This is a genomic window from Chitinophaga sp. H8 (assembly GCF_040567655.1).
GTDB classification, from domain to species: domain Bacteria; phylum Bacteroidota; class Bacteroidia; order Chitinophagales; family Chitinophagaceae; genus Chitinophaga; species Chitinophaga defluvii.
This window is the reverse complement of sequence record NZ_JBEXAC010000002.1, coordinates 1,811,837-1,832,318: the sequence shown is the minus strand read 5'-3', so window position 1 is coordinate 1,832,318 and position 20,482 is coordinate 1,811,837. Positions and strand designations below refer to the sequence as shown.

At 44.5% G+C, this 20,482-nt stretch carries 17 protein-coding genes and 1 tRNA gene; 5 read left to right on the top strand and 13 right to left on the bottom strand.

The window, feature by feature from the left end; all coding sequences use genetic code 11:
• Positions 1-61 precede the first annotated feature (61 nt).
• Positions 62-1,339 carry a serine hydroxymethyltransferase gene (gene glyA, locus ABR189_RS21325; protein WP_354662505.1) on the bottom strand — a complete coding sequence of 426 codons (1,278 nt, stop codon included), beginning with the start codon at positions 1,337-1,339 and terminating at the stop codon, positions 62-64.
• Between the two features lie 300 nt (positions 1,340-1,639).
• Here glyA and ABR189_RS21320 point away from each other — a divergent pair, with 300 nt between their 5' ends.
• Both ABR189_RS21320 and ABR189_RS21315 read left to right on the top strand, forming a co-directional pair.
• Positions 1,640-2,632, top strand: coding sequence for a sugar phosphate nucleotidyltransferase (locus ABR189_RS21320; protein WP_354662504.1), 993 nt, complete (start codon positions 1,640-1,642; stop codon positions 2,630-2,632).
• A gap of 122 nt (positions 2,633-2,754) precedes the next feature.
• Entirely contained in the window at positions 2,755-3,714 is a 960-nt protein-coding gene (locus ABR189_RS21315; protein WP_354662503.1) for an NAD(P)H-dependent flavin oxidoreductase, read from the top strand.
• 177 nt (positions 3,715-3,891) lie between these two features.
• Here the strand turns inward: ABR189_RS21315 and ABR189_RS21310 are convergent, their stop codons facing one another.
• From ABR189_RS21310 to ABR189_RS21290, 5 genes are all read right to left on the bottom strand, one after another.
• Entirely contained in the window at positions 3,892-5,196 is a 1,305-nt protein-coding gene (locus ABR189_RS21310; RefSeq protein ID WP_354662502.1) for an ABC transporter permease, read from the bottom strand.
• A 65-nt stretch (positions 5,197-5,261) separates the two neighbouring features.
• Positions 5,262-6,185 carry an ABC transporter ATP-binding protein gene (locus ABR189_RS21305; protein ID WP_354662501.1) on the bottom strand — a complete coding sequence of 308 codons (924 nt, stop codon included), beginning with the start codon at positions 6,183-6,185 and terminating at the stop codon, positions 5,262-5,264.
• 33 nt (positions 6,186-6,218) lie between these two features.
• Complete coding sequence (locus ABR189_RS21300; protein ID WP_354662500.1) at positions 6,219-7,784, bottom strand: NAD(P)/FAD-dependent oxidoreductase; 1,566 nt, start codon at positions 7,782-7,784, stop codon at positions 6,219-6,221.
• Positions 7,785-7,834: 50 nt separating this feature from the next.
• Entirely contained in the window at positions 7,835-9,130 is a 1,296-nt protein-coding gene (locus tag ABR189_RS21295) for an acetylxylan esterase (protein WP_354662499.1), read from the bottom strand.
• A gap of 112 nt (positions 9,131-9,242) precedes the next feature.
• Positions 9,243-9,629 (bottom strand): DUF3127 domain-containing protein, encoded by a 387-nt coding sequence (locus tag ABR189_RS21290; protein ID WP_354662498.1) that lies wholly within the window; start codon positions 9,627-9,629, stop codon positions 9,243-9,245.
• Positions 9,630-10,201: 572 nt separating this feature from the next.
• Between ABR189_RS21290 and dnaA the strand changes: the two genes are divergently transcribed.
• Positions 10,202-11,635: a chromosomal replication initiator protein DnaA gene (gene dnaA, locus ABR189_RS21285; RefSeq protein WP_354662497.1), complete on the top strand. Its 1,434-nt coding sequence runs from the start codon at positions 10,202-10,204 to the stop codon at positions 11,633-11,635.
• 214 nt (positions 11,636-11,849) lie between these two features.
• Positions 11,850-11,938, top strand: a tRNA-Ser gene (locus ABR189_RS21280).
• A gap of 100 nt (positions 11,939-12,038) precedes the next feature.
• Here the strand turns inward: ABR189_RS21280 and ABR189_RS21275 are convergent.
• Genes ABR189_RS21275 through ABR189_RS21265 form a run of 3 tightly spaced genes read right to left on the bottom strand, consistent with a single transcriptional unit; the run spans position 12,039 to position 13,702 of the window.
• Positions 12,039-12,272: a thioredoxin family protein gene (locus ABR189_RS21275; protein ID WP_354662496.1), complete on the bottom strand. Its 234-nt coding sequence runs from the start codon at positions 12,270-12,272 to the stop codon at positions 12,039-12,041.
• A gap of 42 nt (positions 12,273-12,314) precedes the next feature.
• Positions 12,315-13,208: a dihydrodipicolinate synthase family protein gene (locus tag ABR189_RS21270; protein WP_354662495.1), complete on the bottom strand. Its 894-nt coding sequence runs from the start codon at positions 13,206-13,208 to the stop codon at positions 12,315-12,317.
• A gap of 32 nt (positions 13,209-13,240) precedes the next feature.
• Positions 13,241-13,702 (bottom strand): cupin domain-containing protein, encoded by a 462-nt coding sequence (locus ABR189_RS21265; RefSeq protein WP_354662494.1) that lies wholly within the window; start codon positions 13,700-13,702, stop codon positions 13,241-13,243.
• Positions 13,703-13,880: 178 nt separating this feature from the next.
• Between ABR189_RS21265 and pdxR the strand changes: the two genes are divergently transcribed.
• Positions 13,881-15,293 (top strand): MocR-like pyridoxine biosynthesis transcription factor PdxR, encoded by a 1,413-nt coding sequence (gene pdxR / locus ABR189_RS21260; RefSeq protein WP_354662493.1) that lies wholly within the window; start codon positions 13,881-13,883, stop codon positions 15,291-15,293.
• Between the two features lie 12 nt (positions 15,294-15,305).
• Here pdxR and ABR189_RS21255 read toward each other — a convergent pair whose 3' ends face one another.
• The 4 genes from ABR189_RS21255 to ABR189_RS21240 all read right to left on the bottom strand — a co-directional run bounded on the left by ABR189_RS21255 (position 15,306) and on the right by ABR189_RS21240 (position 20,450).
• Positions 15,306-16,208: a metallophosphoesterase gene (locus ABR189_RS21255; protein WP_354662492.1), complete on the bottom strand. Its 903-nt coding sequence runs from the start codon at positions 16,206-16,208 to the stop codon at positions 15,306-15,308.
• 145 nt (positions 16,209-16,353) lie between these two features.
• Positions 16,354-17,301, bottom strand: a complete 948-nt coding sequence (locus ABR189_RS21250) for a sugar phosphate isomerase/epimerase family protein (RefSeq protein ID WP_354662491.1) — start codon at positions 17,299-17,301, stop codon at positions 16,354-16,356.
• A gap of 28 nt (positions 17,302-17,329) precedes the next feature.
• Positions 17,330-18,628: an MFS transporter gene (locus ABR189_RS21245; protein WP_354662490.1), complete on the bottom strand. Its 1,299-nt coding sequence runs from the start codon at positions 18,626-18,628 to the stop codon at positions 17,330-17,332.
• A 34-nt stretch (positions 18,629-18,662) separates the two neighbouring features.
• Positions 18,663-20,450, bottom strand: a complete 1,788-nt coding sequence (locus ABR189_RS21240) for a RagB/SusD family nutrient uptake outer membrane protein (RefSeq protein WP_354662489.1) — start codon at positions 20,448-20,450, stop codon at positions 18,663-18,665.
• Positions 20,451-20,482: the final 32 nt, after the last annotated feature.

The window sequence follows — 20,482 nt, the reverse complement described above, 5'->3', positions numbered from 1 at the left end:
GTCATAAAAAAGCCCCCGGATGACCGGAGGCTTTCTATTATTTAAAGCGGTTACGCTTATATTATAATTCAGGGTACAGTGGGAACTGCTGCATAAAGCTATTTACTTCTCCCCTTACGCTGGTAATCAGGGATTCGTTATCCGCATCCATAATCAACTGATCGATCCATTCCACGATCTGCGGCATATGGGTTTCAGTAAGGCCGCGGGTAGTAATTGCAGGCACCCCTACGCGGATACCAGAAGTAACAAAAGCAGACTTATCGTCAAACGGCACCATGTTTTTGTTGATGGTGATATCTGCTTTCACAAAAGTTTGTTCTGCTTTTTTACCGGAGATGTTTTTGTTGCGCAGATCGATCAGCATCAGGTGGTTATCGGTACCGCCAGAAACGATCTGATAACCTTTATCGGTAAATGCTTTTGCCATGGCTTGTGCATTTTGCTGCATCTGGCGGGCATAAGCAGTGTACTCATCTGTCAGGATTTCAAAGAAGGAGATAGCCTTCGCCGCAATCACGTGTTCCAGCGGACCGCCCTGGATACCAGGGAATACAGCGGTATCTATCAGGGAGCTCATCATACGGATTTCTCCCTTAGGTGTTTTAAGACCAAATGGGTTTTCAAAATCCTTGCCCATCAGGATCATACCACCACGAGGTCCACGAAGGGTTTTATGGGTAGTAGTGGTTACAAAGTGGCAATGTTCGAAAGGAGAGTTCAGTAATCCTTTGGCGATCATACCAGCAGGGTGTGCAATATCTGCCATTACAAAAGCACCTATCTGGTCTGCAATAGCACGGATACGTTTATAGTCCCAGTCTCTGCTGTAAGCAGAAGCCCCGCAAACGATCAACTTTGGTTTTTCCTTTACGGCTATTTCTTCCATTTTATCATACTCTACCAGGCCGCTTTCCCGGTTCACCCCGTAAAACAGGGGTTGGTACAGCTTTCCGGAGTAGTTTACGCTAGCACCGTGGGTAAGGTGTCCGCCCATGCTGAGGTCCAGTCCCAGGATCTTGTCGCCAGGTTGCAGGATAGCCAGCATTACAGCCGCATTGGCCTGGGCACCGGAGTGTGGTTGTACGTTGGCATATGCCGCCCCAAATATTTGTTTAGCTCTGTCTATGGCCAGTTGTTCACTCTGGTCCACAATTTCACATCCGCCATAATATCTCCTGCCCGGATAACCTTCTGCGTATTTGTTGGTCATCACCGTACCCATGGCTTGCATTACCTGCAAACTGGTAAAGTTTTCGGAAGCAATCAATTCAATGCCGTGACGCTGACGCTCCAGTTCCTGGCGGATAATATCAAATATTTGCTGATCTCTTTGCATGATGCCTAAAAATTTGCTGCAAAAATAAACTAAAGCCAGATGAAATGCAATTTTAACCAACGAAGCATGGAGCAACGGTAGGCAAACATGCCCGGCTGCCAGCTTACAGGGCTGATATTTTATTTTTAGCTATACATTAAAAGGGAGCAGTACGGGTAACTGACCGTTATCAGTGTCTGTTAAAGAAAATTACACTAATTTCGCCGCAACGGGGAAAGCACCATTTGTTATGGCGCATTATATTACCATACTTGCGCAACACACGGGTGTCATTCATCTAAACCTAACGACTGCATATACATGAAGGCCATAATACCAGTAGCTGGTGCTGGCACCAAGCTAAGACCACATACCTACACACAACCTAAAGCGCTCATTCCTCTTGCTGGCAGAACCATCCTGAGCATCATCATGGACCAGCTGGTAGAAGGCGGTATCAAAGAGTTTGTATTTGTAGTGGGGTATCTTGGAGAAAAGATCCAGCATTATGTAGAAAGCAAGTATCCTGATCTTACCTGTCATTTTGTGCAGCAGAACAGCCGGGAAGGTACTGGTCATGCCATCCTGCTTACCCGCGATATCGTACAAAACGATGAGATGCTGATCGTATTAGGCGATACTATTACCGAGTGTAATATTAAAGAGGTGATTGAATCACCTTACTCCATGCTGGGGCTGAAAAAAGTAGATGATCCCCGTAATTTCGGGGTAGCCGAAATTGATGATAACGGCAATATTACCAGGGTGGTGGAGAAACCCCAGATCCCCAAATCCAACCTGGCACTGGTAGGGCTTTACAAGATCAAGGAAAGCCAGCAATTGTATCAATGCCTGCAGGACAATATTAACAACAAGATAAAATCGCACGACGAATTCCAGCTCACCGATGCGCTGGAATGTATGATACAACATGGTGTACGCTTCAGTCCATTTAAAGTAAGTAACTGGTTTGACTGCGGCCGTAAGGACACCCTGCTGGAAACCAATGCCATTTTGCTGAAGAAGTACAAGCTGGCCAGTAACCCTGTACTCCCTTATGAAAACACCATTATTATCCCACCGGTAAGCATTGGTGAAGGGTGTAATATCAAAAACTCCATTATTGGTCCCAATGTAGCTATTGGCGATAATACCGTGGTTAACTACTCCATTGTAAAGGATTCCATTATCGGGTCTTTCAGCAACCTGTATGAAGTAGTACTTAAATCTTCCCTGATAGGCAGTGATGCCAACATCCGTGGCCTCAGCCAGAGCCTGAACATAGGAGACAATACAGAAATAGATCTGGGTTAATTACCATCGTTGTATAACAGCCTGGTGGAGCGTTTTGCCGTATCCGTACCAGGTAGCAGCTGCATGGTCTACAATCCGTTAATTTCCCTAACTTCGACAGGAATCATAACGGACCATTCATCATGGACAAAGTACAGCAGCAGCATATTACACAGCTATTTAACATCCGGTATCCTATTATTCAGGCAGGGATGATATGGGCCAGCGGGTGGCGTTTAGCCAGCGCCGTTAGCAATGCGGGCGGCCTTGGCCTGCTTGGTGCAGGCAGTATGTATCCCGATGTATTGCAGGAACATATCCGTAAATGCAAGCTGGCTACCGATCAACCATTTGGTGTAAACGTACCTCTGCTTTATCCCGATATTGAAAGGCTGATGCAAATCATTATTGAAGAAGGGGTAAAAATAGTGTTTACGTCTGCCGGCAATCCTAAAACATGGACACCGGTATTAAAAGCAGCAGGCATTACGGTAGTACATGTGGTATCCAGTGCTGCCTTTGCCCTCAAAAGCGAAGCTGCCGGCGTAGATGCTGTAGTAGCAGAAGGCTTTGAGGCAGGCGGACATAACGGACGGGAAGAAACGACCACTATGGTGTTAATCCCTGCGGTATGTGAAAAGGTAAAGATTCCCGTTATCGCTGCTGGTGGCATCAGCTCCGGAAAAGCCATGGTAGCCGCGTTTGCACTAGGCGCATCCGGCGTACAGATAGGCAGCCGCTTTGTAGCCACACCGGAAGCTTCTTCCCATGATCATTTTAAACAAGCTGTAGTACAGGCACAGGAAGGAGATACCATGCTAAGCCTGAAAAAACTTACGCCTGTACGCCTGATCAAAAATCACTTTTACGCATCTGTAAAGCAGGCGGAAGACAATGGCGCCAGCATAGAAGAACTGAAAACACTGCTAGGCAGAGCACGCGCCAAAGCTGGGATGTTTGAGGGCAACCTCGAAGAAGGAGAACTCGAAATAGGACAGGTAAGCGCACTCATTCATGAGATAAAACCCGCCGCGGAAGTGTTGCAGGAAATAGTAGCGGAATACAACGTTGTACGTCGTGAGCTGTTAGCTTTTAGCCTTTAGCTTTTAGCTGCGGATTACTTATATCTCTTGAAGCCCTTGTTTTAAATAGCTATGAGCCACGAGCTGTGAGCCGCTTGTGTTTTGTTGAAGCTCTTGTTTTGAAAAGCTACGAGCGGCCTATATTTGTTGAAAGGCTTGTTTAGAAAAAGCTAATAGCCAAAGGCTAAAAGCTAATAGCTATTTCCGACCAATCCACTTCACAGCTTCTTTCAATGTGATTTTCTTACCATACATTAAGATACCGGTGCGATAGATCTTTCCGGCAATCCAGGTGGTGAGGATAAATCCGGCTACCAGCAATACCATTGACAGGATCAATTCCCAGTAAGGTACAGTGCCTGGCACTCCATAAGGAATACGTGCCATCATCACCATAGGCGAAGTAAAAGGAATAATGCTCCCCCATACTGCCAGGGTGCTGTTGGGGTTTTGTACCGCACTGATCATGATCATGATACCGATGATTACCGGTAACGTGATCGGAAAAGTTAAAGACTGCACATCGTTGGGATCTTCATTAACAAGACTTCCTACTGCTGCAAACAAGGCAGAGTAAAACAGATACCCACCCAGGAAATAAAAGATAAAACAACTGATGATAAGCGTCCAGTTAATACTGCCCAACACCAGGCTTACCTTTTCTATAGCTTCCAGCATCGCAGCATTATTGCCCTGATTGGCCATGTTTCCCTGGGCCGCATGCATGGCATCTACCCCCAAGAACAAGGGTAATAACAATTGTATCCCCATGATCAATACCACCCATATAAAAAACTGCAGCAAGCCTACTGCAGCAATACCGATGATCTTTCCCATCATCAGTTGAAAAGGTTTTACACTGGAGATCATCACTTCCGCAATACGATTTACCTTTTCTTCCATTACCCCACGCATCACCGACATACCAAACACCATCAGGATAATATAAATAATAAACCCGCTGGCATATCCTATTGCATAAGCAACCGTAGAGCTTCCCTGTTTTTCATCATCACCGGACCGGAACTCTATTTTTATATTGGACTTCATGGCCTGCAGCTTATGCTCATCAATGCCAGACATTTCCATCCGCTTACTTTCTATAATATCATTAATATCCCGGTTCAGACTACCTTCCTGCAGCATGCTCACCTGTCCCTTACTGAAATACTCAATGCCTGCCGGGCGTTCAATATTGATAGGTGGAATATGCAGCAACCCTGAATAGCCGTAGTGCTCATACATTTTCTTGAAGGTATCCACCTTTACCCCTTCCAGGTATTTATAATAGATGCCCTTTGAGTCAGGAATCTTATTTGTGAACAGGCCGCTTTCATCTATCACCCCTACCCGCTTGTCTTCGCGGTCGTTAATAGACAACAGGATAGGTACCACAATAATCGCTGCGAAAAACAAGGGGACCAGCAGGGTAATGATCAGAAAAGATTTCTTCCTCACCCGTGTGAGAAATTCCCTTTTTATGATGAGCCATATTTTTTGCATAGCGTATGTGATTTAAACAAACAGGTAAAGTTATATTTCAATGATGCAGGACGAGAATATCGTTATCAGGCTATGACAGGCAATTCCGTTTTTTGCACCTGTGCAATGAATACCTCATTGATAGAGGGTAATATTTCTTCAAAAGCAATAACAGGAATATCCTGGCGGATGAAGTGTGATAAAATATCATTTGTTGTATTATCCTCATTCAGCTTCACCGTAAAGAAATTATCCTGCTGGCTAACGATTGTAAAAAAGTAGGTAGCCATTTGTGCCGGGTTAGGCATAGTGCCCAGGCCAATACGGAACAGGTGTTGTTTAAAATCGTGGCGGATCTGCTGTACTTCTCCGTCCAGTATTTTATGCCCTTTATTCACGAGAATAATCCGGTTACATATTTCTTCTACCTGTTCCATGCGGTGGGTAGAGAAAATGATGGTAGTACCTTGTTTGCTCAGATCAAAAATTTCCTGTTTGATCATATTGGCATTAATAGGGTCCAGTCCGGAAAAAGGTTCATCGAGGATGAGCAGTTTGGGATCATGCATGATCGTAGAGATGAACTGTACTTTTTGCTGCATGCCTTTACTCAGCTCTTCTATCTTTTTATTTGACCAGGAGGTCATTTCAAATTTGGTGAACCAGTAGTTGATCTTTTCCTGAGCGGCTTGTCTGGAAAGCCCTTTCAGCTGGGCCAGGTAGAGCGCTTGTTCTCCAACTTTCATTTTTTTATACAGCCCTCTTTCTTCCGGCATATACCCTATCTGATGAATATCATTTTCCGGGTCAAAAGGCCGGCCATCGAAAAACAGCTGTCCTTCATCCGGATAAAAGATACCTGTGATCATCCTCAGCAGGGTGGTTTTACCCGCACCATTGGGTCCCAGCAGGCCAAAGATGCTTCCCCGGGGAATATCGAAACTGATGTCATCTACCGCCTTATGGGTGGCATAGTATTTTTTGAGATGTTTTACTTCCAGCAGATTCATATGGGTAAATTATGAAATAAAAAGAAGACCGGGTTATTGCCTGTTACATTTTTCTATGATGGCCTGTGCCACACGTTCTCCATCCATCGCAGCAGACACAATACCACCTGCATAACCGGCTCCTTCCCCACAGGGATATAATCCGGTTATCTGCGGATGCATGAGGCTTTTATCATCACGGGGCACGCGCACCGGTGAAGAGGTGCGTGATTCTGTAGCCACCAGTAAGGCGTTTTCTGTATAGTAGCCTTTCATCTTACGGCCAAATGCTTTAAAAGCCTGTGCCAGCCGGGTGTGCACTACCGCTGGCAATACCTTTTTCATATCCGCGCTCTTTATGCCAGGCACATAAGAACAATCCGGCAGCGTAGCCGATACTTTACCTTTTACAAAATCTGTCATCCTTTGTGCAGGCGCCACAAAATTACCGCCCCCTGCAAAGAACGCCTGTTGCTCTACCGCCTTTTGAAAATACATACCAGCAAGGGGGCCATGATCTGCAAAAGGAGTAAAGTCAGCTTCATCCACCGTTACTACCATACCTGAGTTGGCATAAGGATTATTTCGCCGGGAGGGCGACCAGCCATTTACCACCAGTTCGCCGGGATCTGTAGCAGCAGGCGCAATAATACCTCCTGGGCACATGCAGAAGGAGAAAACCCCTCTGCCTTCCACCTGTTCTACCAGGCTATAGCTGGCAGGTGGCAGATATTCGCCTCGGACCGCGCAATGATATTGTGCACTGTCTATCAGCTCCTGCGGATGTTCTACCCGCACCCCCAGTGCAAAAGGTTTGGCTTCAATTAAAATCTGTTTGTGGTGCAGCAGTTCAAATATATCTCTGGCAGAGTGGCCGGTAGCCAGGATGATATGTGCAGCATTGAATTGCGCCCCGGTAGCCGTTTGCACGCCGGTGACCACTGCATCATGTATTAATATATCCGTTACTTTCTGTTCAAAGTGTACTTCTCCGCCGCTGGCTTCAATCTGCTCCCGCATAGCGGTGATGATATGTGGCAGTTTATTAGTACCAATATGCGGGTGTGCATCGTAGAGGATTTTTTCTTCTGCACCAAAATGTACGAATATGTTGAGGATACGGGTGATATCTCCCCGTTTGTTGGAGCGGGTATATAATTTTCCATCAGAGTAGGTACCAGCACCACCTTCCCCAAAACAATAATTGGAATCGGGGTTTACGATCCCTGTTTTGTTGAGTGCAGCCAGATCACGGCGGCGTGCCCGCACATCTTTGCCTCTTTCCAGCACGATTGGTTTGATCCCTTGTTCTATCAGGCGCAGTGCAGCAAACAGGCCAGCAGGCCCCGCACCGATGATAACCGCCACCGGCGCAGCAGGTCCCAGTTCCTGATAATGCGGGAACATTTTTTCGCGCTCCCGGAAAGGCTCATTCACAAACACTTTCAGCGTAAGCACATAATATACCTGCCGGGATCGTGCATCAATAGAGCGTTTCAGTAGATGGTAGCCGGTAATGGCAGCAGGTTTGACGCCCAGGGCCGCAGCTGCCTGCGAGGTGATGATATGAGCAGAGAAAGCCTCTGCCGGCAATACTTTAAGCGAGATCTGTGTGGTCATACAGGTTAGGTATTTATCCTAAAAACTGTAGCAAAAATAGGGGAAATAGTTTATTTCATTTTTTCCTTCAACCAGGCTTGTTGCTGTTCCCATTGTTCGCCATAGGTCCAGTGGCCGGTTTCCTGCGCCAGGAATAATGTTTTAGGTGCGTTGATCACATTGTAAGCCGCATACATAGAAGTGGGCGGGCAGGTTTCATCATTAAAGCCCCAGGAGTAGAAGCCAGGCACTTTTACGCGACGGGCAAAGTTTACCACATCGTAATATTGCGCAGTATTGATCTTATCCTTTTTATTATTGAAGTTTAAGTTTTCTTTAGCAAACATGTGGGGCCATCCGCCAGCGCGGCCATGGAGATATCCGGTCACATCGCATAAAGCAGGATAGAATGCTACCAGCCACTTCACCCTGTTGTCGAGCGCTGTAGTAACAATAGAGAGTGCGCCACCCTGGCTGCCACCCATTACTGCCAGGTTGCTGCCATCAAATTGCGGGAGGCTGAAGATATAATCAATAGCACGCACACAACCCAGATATACTCTTTTATAGTAATAGTTGTCTTTATCATCGAGGTTAGCGTTCCAGTAGCCGTTGAGTGCACCATTCATGAGATCCTTGTATACACCGGGGTCCATGTTTACCGGAATGCCGTGAATCCCTATTTCCAGGGTGATATAGCCTTGTGCCGCCAGTCCCACCTCGCCATAAAAAGGATAGACACCCGCACCAGGTACTTTTAGTATTGCCGGATATTTTCCTTCTTTTTTAGGTACACATAAGATACCATATACACGGGCACCGTAACGGTAGTTCTGTATACTTACCTGATACACATTTACATTTTCTGTACAGCGTTCCGGTAAAAGTGTCATTCTCACATCCATTGGAATTTTAGCGTTCTCTGCTTTAGCGTTGTTCCAGAAAGTATCAAAGTCGTCTGGCACGGTAGCTACCGGCTGGATGTCCAGCGGATTAAAAGCAGCAGTAGCCAGGCCACGGTAATCTTTACCATCTACCGTAGCGGTTGCAATGCAACGCAAAAAGCCTGCTTGTTGCATAGATTTTTCAGGTAATGTCTTGCTTCCATTTTCAAATACAGCGGAGGCTTTCAGCAGTGGCTCCATTTTTTCTGGTGCTATTTCATAGCGGACGTTTACGTTTTTCACGGGATTGCCGTCTTTCAGCACCTGGATGGTAAATTTCACTTTCTCGCCTGTGCGGTAGGTCCAGTCGGCGTGATCAGGAGCAACGATTACTTTTACCCGTTTTTCAGCAGGCTGGGAAAAAGCCAGGAGGCTGCTGCATAAGAGCAGGGCCAGCAGTGTGGTGATTTTCATTTTCATCATGTGGAATATGTTTGCTATCAGATAGTAATGAAGGGCTATCTCACATAAAAGTAAAGCGGGTACCTGCATAATGCAAGTACCCGCACAATTTTTTTGTGTGACCTGTTATTGATTAGAAAGGCAGATCATCGCCTCCGTCCTGCGAAGCAGGCGCCTGGGAAGTATTGTAGTCAGGCATGCGGTCTGTGCCGGGAGCAGCGCCACCAGGCATTACAGACTCCATACGCCAGGCATCCAGATTAGTGATATAATTCACTTTACCATCTTTTTCCCAACGGGTGCCTTTGATATTGAAATAAACTTTAACATTCTCGCCTTCGTTGAACTTATCTACAATAGCGGTTCTGTCTTGAACAGACTGGAACTTAATGTAGTTATTTATTACACGTCCATTAATATCATCTGACTTCTCAATAACGAACTCTCTTGTCTTAAATGTTTCGCTGCGCTGTACGGTGTTATACTTTACAACCAGCTTTCCGGTAATTTCAAAACTCATAGTATAAAATTTTGCATTTCAGATGGCCAAAGATAGGATTTTCAAAGCAGTGGGAAATAATTAATTTTCTGTGCAACCTGTTCAGCTGCTGGCAGTTGCTGTTATATAAAATCTGACTGTAATTTGCTAATAGAAAACACATTTTTTTTAATGCAGATACTAACATAGTTTTGCACGCTCTTGCAGAAAAATGTTAATATCTCTGCGTTGCTGAGGCAAGCAACAACGTAGTGTAGACATTGTACAATGTTATTTTATCACTTATATCTTGATATTTATGATAAAACCGATAATGACTAATGAAAGTAGTTGTATATCAATGAAGTTGAAAACGAGGATAGTGAAGTAAAAACGCAGTACAACAAGCACTGCGGGAGGACAATGAAAGGATGAAAACAGGTTATTTCAATCTGTAATTGAAAGAATATAAACAAGGGTAGATAAATTTTTTTTTTCAACATTTTCTACAGATATTCGTCATCCTGTCTGAATATTTTTCAACACCCTACGTTGGAAGATTTCGAATTCGAGAACATCCTTAATTAAGAAACAAAATAATTTTTTTTAGCTCAATGAATAAAACTTGCGAACAAGTTTGGGAAAGGTGTCTTAATATAATTAGGGATATTGTGGAATGGCAGCCATTTAAGACTTGGTTTGAACCCATTAAACCCATTAAACTTGAAAACAATGTTTTAACCATTCAGGTTCCCAGTCAATTCTTTTACGAGTATTTAGAAGAGCACTATGTAGGGTTACTCGGTAAAACAATTAAAAGAGAGTTAGGAAAGGAAGCCCGTTTGGAATATCGCATTGTAGTAGAGAATGGTACACCTCACCAGCATCCCAAAACGGTAAACATGCCCACGCAGTTCACCAAGCCTCAGAAAGATAGTGAAGTGAATTTTCCGCTCACTATTCAGAATCCGGTAAAGAACCCGTTTGTTATACCGGGCATTAAAAGGGTACAGATTGATTCACAGCTGAATCCAAACTATACTTTCGATTCGTATATTGAAGGTGACTGTAACCGGGTAGCACGCAGAGCAGGTAAAACTGTATCTGAGAAGCCTGGGGGCACTTCTTTCAACCCATTGGTAGTATATGGTGGTGTAGGGCTTGGTAAAACCCACCTGGCACAGGCCATTGGTAATGAAGTAAAGCGCTCTCATCCCAACAAAGCTGTCTTGTATGTAAGTGCGGAGAAATTCATTAACCAGTTTATTGATCACTCCAAGAACAGTATCATCAATGACTTCATTCATTTTTATCAGCTCATTGATGTACTGATTGTAGATGACATACAGTTTTTTGCCAGGGCAGAAAAAACGCAGGATGCTTTCTTTGCTATTTTCAATCATCTTCATCAGTCCGGCAAGCAGTTGATCCTGACTTCTGACAAACCACCCAAAGATCTGGATGGCTTGCAGGAAAGGTTGCTGAGCCGTTTTCGCTGGGGCCTGAGTGCGGATATTCAGATTCCGGACTTTGAAACCCGCATGGAGATCTTGGAGATGAAAATGCGGAATGATGGTCTGGAGATGCCGAAGGAAGTAGTGAAATACGTAGCTTATAATATCCAGAGCAACGTAAGAGAGCTGGAAGGCGCCCTGATATCTTTGCTGGCACAATCCTCTCTGAATCGTAAAGAGATAGATCTGGAACTGGCCAAACGTGTGCTGAAGTCTTTTGTTAAAACCTCTTCCAAGGAGATTACGATTGAGAGCATTCAGAAAATGGTATGTGAATATTTTGATGTACCATATGACAAATTGCTGCAAAAAACACGCAAGCGTGAAATTGTGCAGGCCCGGCAGATTACCATGTACCTGGCCAAATCATTCACTAAAAATTCTTTAAAGACCATTGGCGAACATTTTGGTGGCCGGGATCACACTACAGTGATACATTCCTGCCAAACCGTTAAAGACCTGATGGATACCGATAATACTTTCCGGGACAGCGTAATAGAATTGCAACAGAAAGTGCAATTAGCTGCCATGTAAATGCTACCCCTATCTACCTTATTTAAAAATGCCGGGCATCATGTCCGGCATTTTTCATATCCGCCTTTCCTCCGCCTTATTCCCCTAAAAGCCCCACTGGCCGTGCAAGATGCTCCTGTAAGCGCGTATTTTCCAAAAGTATTTTATAATTTCATGCGGTTGCTTTTGGAGAATTCTAAATTTTCATTATTTTTGCAGCCCCTAAAGGGGGAAAGGTGAGGTGCCTGAGTGGCCGAAAGGAACGGTTTGCTAAACCGTCGTACGGGTCAAACTGTACCGAGGGTTCGAATCCCTCCCTCACCGCAAGCTTTAAAGCCTTGATATCTTCATTGATGTCAGGGCTTTTTTAATGGCAAACTAACAGCCAGCACCATCCTTCGCCAGCTGTTAGTTATTCTCTGCACTATCCTTTTACATCTGCCATTGCTGCACCGAAATTGATGTGCAGTACATTTCCATCAGGTGTAACCAGTGCAGGCACCGATTTTACACCTGCATTTTCGGCTTCTGCAATACGGCCACGGTCCTGACCAATATTCACTACTTCCACATTAGCTGCGCCGATCAGTTTTACAATATCCTGCTCCGCGCTAACACATACAGGACAACCCGCGTGATAAAAAATGGATTTGTTCATGTTGCTTCTTTTTAAATTGTTTATAATTATCAGCAAGATCTTCTATGCTACACAGGCTTTCACGCCATTGAGTATATCCTCCAGTTCACTGACTTCTGTCCTGGTAAGTGGTTTTAACGGCCCTCTTAACTGTCCTCCTTCTTCGCCTAAAATATTAAGGCCAGCTTTAATTGCCCTCGGTAACCCTTTATCAACAATGAATTTCAGCAGATCTACCTGCTGGTAAAACAATTTCCGGGCTTCTTCCAGGTTATTATTTTGCACGGCTTCATACAATGCAATATTCAGTTCGGGGATCAGATTAGGTGCTGCTGTACACCAACCGGAAGCCCCCGCAGAAAAGGCTGCCAGCGCCAATGGATTTGATCCATTGTAAAAAGCCACTTCCTCCCCCAATTCCCTGCGCAGATAATGCATCCGTTGAATATCGCCGGTGCTTTCCTTTATCATGGTGACATTAGCAATTTGCAGCAAGCGCTTTAACAACGCCGGTGACATATCCACTCCGGCAGTGGCAGGATTATTATACACCATGATGGGAATCGCTATTTTTGAAGCCACCGTATCATAATGTTTTACGATCTCATCATCGGTGAGCTTCCAATAGCTCATAGGAATGATCATTACCGCAGTGGCACCTGCCTTTTCAGCAAACCGGGCATGATAGACCGTTCTTTCCGTGGTTAAGTTGGACACGCCTACCAGCGTAGGTATCCGTCCATTTACCTGCCGGATGGTTGTTTCTGTTATTTCCTCCTTTTCGGCATCTGTGAGATAAGGAAGTACCCCGGTACTGCCTAATGGCGCAATGGCATGAACCCTGGCAACGATCATCCGTTCTACCAACTTCCTGAATAAAGGAATATCCACCCGGTCTCCTTTATCAAATGGCGTGATGGGATAAGCAATCACACCTTTAAACAATTTATGTTTCATCTGTTAAATCTGTTTTAAATGCGCTGAATAAATTAAAGATCCCGGCCTTCTTCTTCCCGGAGTGCTACACCCAGATTCTGTAACTGTGGCGCATTTTCGCAGGCGATGTATTTAGCAGGTTGTAATTCACTCAGGTTCTGGTGACGATGCCATGCCCATGATGGAATGTATACCGCATCTCCAGCTGCCCATTCCACGCGCTCGTCTTCAATTTCCGTGTAGCCCTTTCCTTCAATTACATACAGTACTGTTTCGTAAGTATGACGATGCCGGTTAGTAAGCTGGCCTGGTAACAGTCCGCCAATAGTCATGCTCACATTTTTAGTTGGCAGGTCTACAAAGAATACCGGATGTTTTCTTTCTGTAGAAAACTGATTGTGTTCGCCCGCATTTTCTACATTCTTGTGGATGAGCTTAGCAGGCATTACAAAAACAGGGCGGGCAAAGGTTTGGTGAAAATCTTTTGATGAAAACTTTTTCTCTTGTACTTCCATAAAACATACATTTTTAAAGTGCTGCTGCATTATTGCCATACAAAAGTAGTTGATTACTGGACTGGCTATCTGGTACAGAATATTAATATATTGGTAGTCCAGAAAATATGTACTTTTGATGCTCGCTACATAAGATTAACAGTAGCCGGTATTTTGTAACACCTAACCAACAGTGCGTATGTTAAGACCGTGGGAGTTTAATATTGAAATAGACCATAACAGTGATGTGGCAATTTACATGCAGCTTGCTGATGCGATTATTGCAGCTATCAAAAACGGTCAATTACCCAGTGGAGAAGCTTTACCTGGCAGCAGATTACTGGCAGAACAACTACAGCTAAACAGGAATACGGTAGTAGAAGCATTAAATGTATTATTGGCAGAAGGCTGGCTGGTATCGAAAGAAAGAAGAGGCACTTTTGTAGCCGATAGTTTACCTTCTTTCAAGAAAGTCACTGCTTCCAAACAACGATCTCCTGCGATCAAATCTCCTCAATCGCCCATCATTGTTTTTGACGACGGATTACCGGATATCAAGCTGGCCCCTATGAAAGAATTAGCGAGGGCTTACCGGCAGTTATTCAGTCAGCAGGGGCGTTGGTTGATGATGGGATACAGCTGTGAATTAGGAGATATAAAATTCAGGCAGGCCATTGTAAAGATGCTCAATTTCAAAAGAGGTATGCAGGTGTTTGAAGATGAAGTATGCATTACCAGAGGTAGTCAGATGGCGATGTACCTGGCCTCTCAATGTCTTTTCAAAAAAGGTGACGTGGTAGTGGTAGAAAACCCTGGTTACAAACCCGCTTCCCTGGCCTTTGAGAGCGCAGGCGCCAGCTTGCTGCCGTTGCCGATAGATAGCGACGGCCTGATCATTGCTACCTTAGAGAAGCAACTTAAAAAACAGGCTAACATCCGTGCGGTATATATCACTCCCCATCATCAATTTCCGACTACCGTTACTTTGAGTTTGCAAAGAAGGCTTGAATTAGTTGCACTATCCAATCAATATGGTTTTACTATCATTGAAGATGATTATGATAATGAATTTCATTTTGGGCAACGCCCTATCATGCCCGTGAGCAGTTATGCAAAATCCGGAAGCTACATATACATTGGTACGATGAGTAAGATAGTAGCACCTGCTTTAAGAACCGGCTATCTGGTAGCCAGCCCTGATTTTATTGCCAAAATCGGGCAGCTGAGAAAGATCGTGGATGTGCAGGGTGATAATATTATGGAAAGGGCCGTGTTTGAACTGATACAGCAGGGTGAAATAAAAAGACATCTGAAAAGAGCACATGCTACTTATAAAGCCAAAAGAGATGTGTTTGATGAGATGTTGTCCAAATATGTTGGGAATAAGATTTCCTACACTAAACCAGAAGGTGGATTAGCTTATTGGATTACCCCCAACAAGCCAACAGACCTGGACAAATTAATGGCAGCGCTGACAAGGGCAGGTGTCCAGATCATCTCCCCCGGCAGTTTTAGCTACGGCACCGCTATTAATGGTCTAAGGCTGGGCTATGCTTCTCTTAGTGAGGAGAGTATGGAAACCGGATTAAAAAAACTAGGGAAGCTACTTTAAAACAGCTGTTATCTATTTCAGTGGCAACGTTCTGGATGTCATTCTACCCCAGCCTGTTAATACCATTTTATCAGGATATAATTCTACCACGCCATAGGCATTCTGATCAGGTGTTTCTATCATGCCTTCCAGCGTAATGGCCGGCAGGTTATTGTAATAGGCAAAACCACCTTCATGATGATGACCTGATAAGATCCCTTTTACTTGCGTATACTTTTCCAGCACCGCCAGGATGGCTCTGTTGTTCAATGTTTCATATCCATTCTCCGGGAAAAGCGGATGATGGGTAAACACCAGCACGTTCTTCCTTTTCTTTTTGGCCTTTTTCAGGTTGTTTTCCAACCAGGCCAACTGCCGTTTGCTAATGCCTCCATTCCAGGGTTGCACATTCTTTCTACCTTCCTTTTTTAAATTACCGGTCAATTCCTTCCATTCTTCCAGCAAAGGTGCACCTTCATTTATACCATATTCGGAGAGTTCATTGGTATTTAAAATGATAAACATCCAGTTCGCCTTTTCAAAAGTATAATAGGATGCCGGCATTTCAAACTGCTTATATAGCACGTCCCGTTCTTTAACAGCTACATAGTCATGATTGCCCAGCAGATTATAAAACCCTGCTTTCAATTGTTTAAGCCGGTCCATCACAGGTGGGAGATCTTTAGGCCCTTTGTCTACCAGATCTCCAAATACCATATTAAATGCCAGGGATTCCTGGTTTAAATTTGCAATACAACTATCCATTTTAACCAGGGAAGTCCGGTAATAACGGGTACCATGATCTGGCTGATCAGCGTATTGCATATCTGCCATGACACCAAAGCGCAATAATGGTTTTGCCGTTTGCCCATCTGCTTTAATATGGATAAAGAAGAGAGCAAGTACGAGCAGGCTATAAGACAGTTTAGTTAACATCCCGGAATTTGATTAAGGTTAAAAACAAGGTAGGTAATGTTTTTTAAGCATGCAAGTGGGGCGGGCTACCGGAATGTTGATGTTAAGCAACAAAACGGGCTTATACTACTCCCGCAGTATAAGCCCGGCATCTATAAAAAAAATATCAGCGGTAAGTCTTTAGTGCTTTTTTATCTCCTATTGTGGTAAGTACTTTTTTCAGGCCATCCATATTCATCTGCAAGCCTACTTCAGCATCCGGAGCAGTGCCTTCATTCAGGATACCTACAGGCCCACGATAACCGCTTTTCCATACCAGTTTCATCATTTCCGTTTCCGCATCACCCTCTCCTACAGGCACTACCTTTACCGGATTACCCAGCTTCAAACCAGCAATATTAAATGCCAGCAGGTAAGGTTTAATCTTAGGGAAGAATGTTGGGAACCGGTCAATATCTTCCTCGGCATGGTGGAGGTTATACACGATACCGATGTTAGGCATTTTTAAATATTCTATTACTGCCAGCTGATTTTCCGGTACACCAAACCATCCCCCATGATTATAAACGCCCAGTTTACAACCAATCTCATCCAGCTTTTTAGCCACGTATGCCACCGGCTTTGCCATGGTACGTATTTTTTCTTCCTGGGTGAGTTTATCAAATTCAGGACCTCCCCAGAACATGCACCATAATTCGGTTTTCACGTTATGTTTTTTCAAGGCGTCGAGAATGAGTGGCAGATATTTGTCCTGTTCCGGATGCAGCCCTGACGACAACCACCATCCTTGTAATTTGATATTGTGTTTCTTCATGGTTTCTATCTCTTCTCCAAAAGAAGGGATATGTTCATCGCGCCAGTCGTATGCAAACCTGGTGATACCTAGCTTCTTCATCATTTGCGCCCGTTCTTCCGGCCCTCTTTTTTTACTGTCAAATGGTACAATACACCAGGCGATGAGATTGTTCCTGGCATAGAGATCACTGGCGCGCTGCTGTGCTTTTACAGGTTTTACTGTACCACAGAGTGCTGTAATTACCATGAGTGCTAATAAAATACATCCCGGGCGAAACTTCCTTTTCTTCTTATTACTGCTTTCATGTTTTGTAGTCATACACTTTTATTTTAAATGTGGATTATTATCAGATGGCAGCAGGTGTTTGCGCTGCCATCATTACTTTCTTTTGTTTCTCCACCCTTACAATATAGAGATGGATACCGGTAAATGCAACAATCAATATGGCAGGCAGGATAGCCGCCTGTAATAAAGTATCTGCACCCGCCGCTAATTTGACCTGTTCCCATATGGTTGCTGCTTCACCTGGTACGGTGGCATTTTTCAATTGGTCCAGCTGGTAGCCTTCCGGTAGCAGCCGGCTCAGGTGCTTATCATATTCGGCACCAAAACGGGGCATCATTAACGCCGTAGACATTAATCCTGCTCCTCCCATAATGGATAGTCCTAATGGGCCTGTTTTAGGTAATTGCTCTGATACAAATCCAATCATCGTGGGCCAGAAAAAACAGATACCAGTAGCAAATACGAAAGCAGCAACAAAAGCCATGATATTGTCGGCCAATCCCAATCCAAGCAGCCCCAGGCAGGCTAATATGGCCGATGCCAATAATAGGCCGGTAGTAGAAATCCGCTTTAATATAAACCCTGCATTAGCTCTACCCAGCGTCATGATACCGTTGATAAACACCAGCAGCAGGATAGAAGGTACGCCCAATGAAGACAGGAGCGCTACGATCCACTGGTTGGTACATAACTCCGTAGCCCCGGTAAGGAACATACATCCCACCATGATCAGAAACAAAGGCCGGAAACATTCTCTGATCATCTGGCGGTTTGTTACCCCCAGGCTTACCCTTTCTGACTTGGGAAATGATTGCCCGATAAACAACACCCCATAAGCGATAGTGGGCAGCACCATAGACGCAATCTGCCATCTCCATCCTGCACCTCCAATACTCATCAGATAAGATAAAACGCCTCCGATAGCGATACCAGCCGGGAACCAGATATGCCACTTGTTGATCATCTTCGTTTTTTCACTGGTGTACATACTGCTCACCATTGCATAGCTGGCAGACTCTACAAATCCATTGCCCAATCCCACCAATAAAGTAGACAGGAATAAGGACCAGTAGCCCCCCGCAAAGATGGTCAGCACAAGACCTGTAATATGAAAAATAAATGCCAACAGGAACATTCTCCCCATGCCGATAAAATCACAGATAGGGCCTCCTATAAACATCGCCAGGGTAAAACCCCAGAATGCAGCGGCAGCAATTTCTCCTACTTCCTGCTGGCTCAATGAAAATTCTGCCGCAAATACATCCAGCAGATTAGCCCGGATAGCGAAAGTGAATGCAGTTACCACCAATGCCAGACAACTGGTGTTAAACAATCTTTTTTTATTGATGAGTGTGGTCATACCTTATAAAATAAAAGTGAACTGATCCTCATTTTTACCAACCCGGATTTTGTATCAGCCCCGGGGTTTTGTTGAGCTCATTCTGTGAAATAGGCCACAGATAATGTTTTCCCTTATCAAATACTCTTTTCTTTATAAAAGTGCGTTTGTAATAATTGTCATCCTGTAAGGATTGCCCTACCGTGATATTCATACCGTACAAAGACATAGCATTGGTTTTGTCGGCTATTTTCCAGCGGCGGGTATCAAAGTAACGATGTGTTTCAAAAGCCAGTTCTATCTGTCTTTCATGCCATATCCGGGCACGCATTTCTTCTTTATTCAGTGATGCAGACAGTGGAGGTAATCCGGCACGGTTACGGATCGCATTTACATATTTATGTACATCCGCTACAGGGCCCTGGGCTTCATTCAATGCCTCTGCATAGTTGAGGTATTGTTCACCCAACCGGAAGTAGTTCCAGGTTTTGAGGGTGAATTTGTTCTCTGCAATATTTACGGATTCCTCCATAAACTTTTTCAGCAGGTATCCGGTGATGGTATATAGTTCCGCACCACCTTTTGATTTCCCGTCTACCCCGCTGTTCCAGAATTCCAGCATTCTTCCCCTCCAGATGGAGCCACTGAAATTGACTGTAGCATAAAACCTCGGTTCCCGGTTGACATACATATTCCTTACTCCCGCCGGATAATAGCCTTGCGGGCTGGCAGTAGCGGCGTAACCGGTTTCCTTATATCCTGACGCAGGGTTTATAACAGGTGTAGCATCTGCATTATAACCTGTAATAGGTGTAGAGCCATCTGCCATTTCGTAGGCATCTACTAATGTTTGCAAAGGGCAATAGCCACTCCATCCTCCCATGCTGTTAGGCGCTGCGCACATTTCCTGGTGGTAGCCGATGCCGGCATTATGTGCAAACAGCACTTCATCATTATTGCGGATAAATAGTTGCTGATAATTTTTCACAGGATCATTTTCAGGAGAGCGATATAATTTGTATCCTGCTTTTTCCACTTCGTCAATACAGTTTTTCGCAGCAGTAGCAGCATCCTGCCAGCGTTGCGCACTGTAATCCGGGAAGAGTTTAGTACCCTCTTTGTCTTTAAAATCAGCATAGTCAGGATTACCATTCCATAGTGGGCTGGCCAGGTATAATAATGCCCTGGATTTGAGCGCCAGTGCCGCAGCCCTGGTTACCTTTCCCTGACGGTCGGCAGTAACCCGGTTGGGCAGTACTGCTGCCGCAGCATCACATTGTGCCACGATATAGTTGATACAATCCACCAGTGGGGCGCGCACCAGACCAGCAAAATTTTCATCCGGCTGGAATGACTTTTCCACTAATGGTACCGGGCCATATAAGCGTACCATCCAGAAATAAAAGAATCCTTTCAGAAAAGTAGCTTCGCCTATCCACACCTTTTTGGCATTTTCATCCATAGGTGTACCTACTATTTTTTCGGTGAACAGGTTTAGTCTTCTGATAGCCTGATAACCTACGGTCCAATGTCCATCCTGTACATTGGAAGGGCCCCAGGAACCGGACCCCATTACATGGGCAAAACGGTTTTGCCAGGTCATTTCCATATCATCAGAAGCACCTACGAAAGGGTTTCTTCCGGGAGATTCTGCAAAGTCTATTTCCGGTGGTAAATAATTATAGGTAGCGGTCAGGAAACGTTCCGCATAGAGTCTTTCTTTGAATACCTCATCGAGGTTCATATCCTCATCAGGCACTTTATCCAGGAAGTTCTTTTTGCAGGCAGATAAGAGCAATACACTTGCCATTAATACCGCCAGGCAGTTGATGTAATATCTCATAATACGTGAAATTATTAGGTTGATAAAGTGGC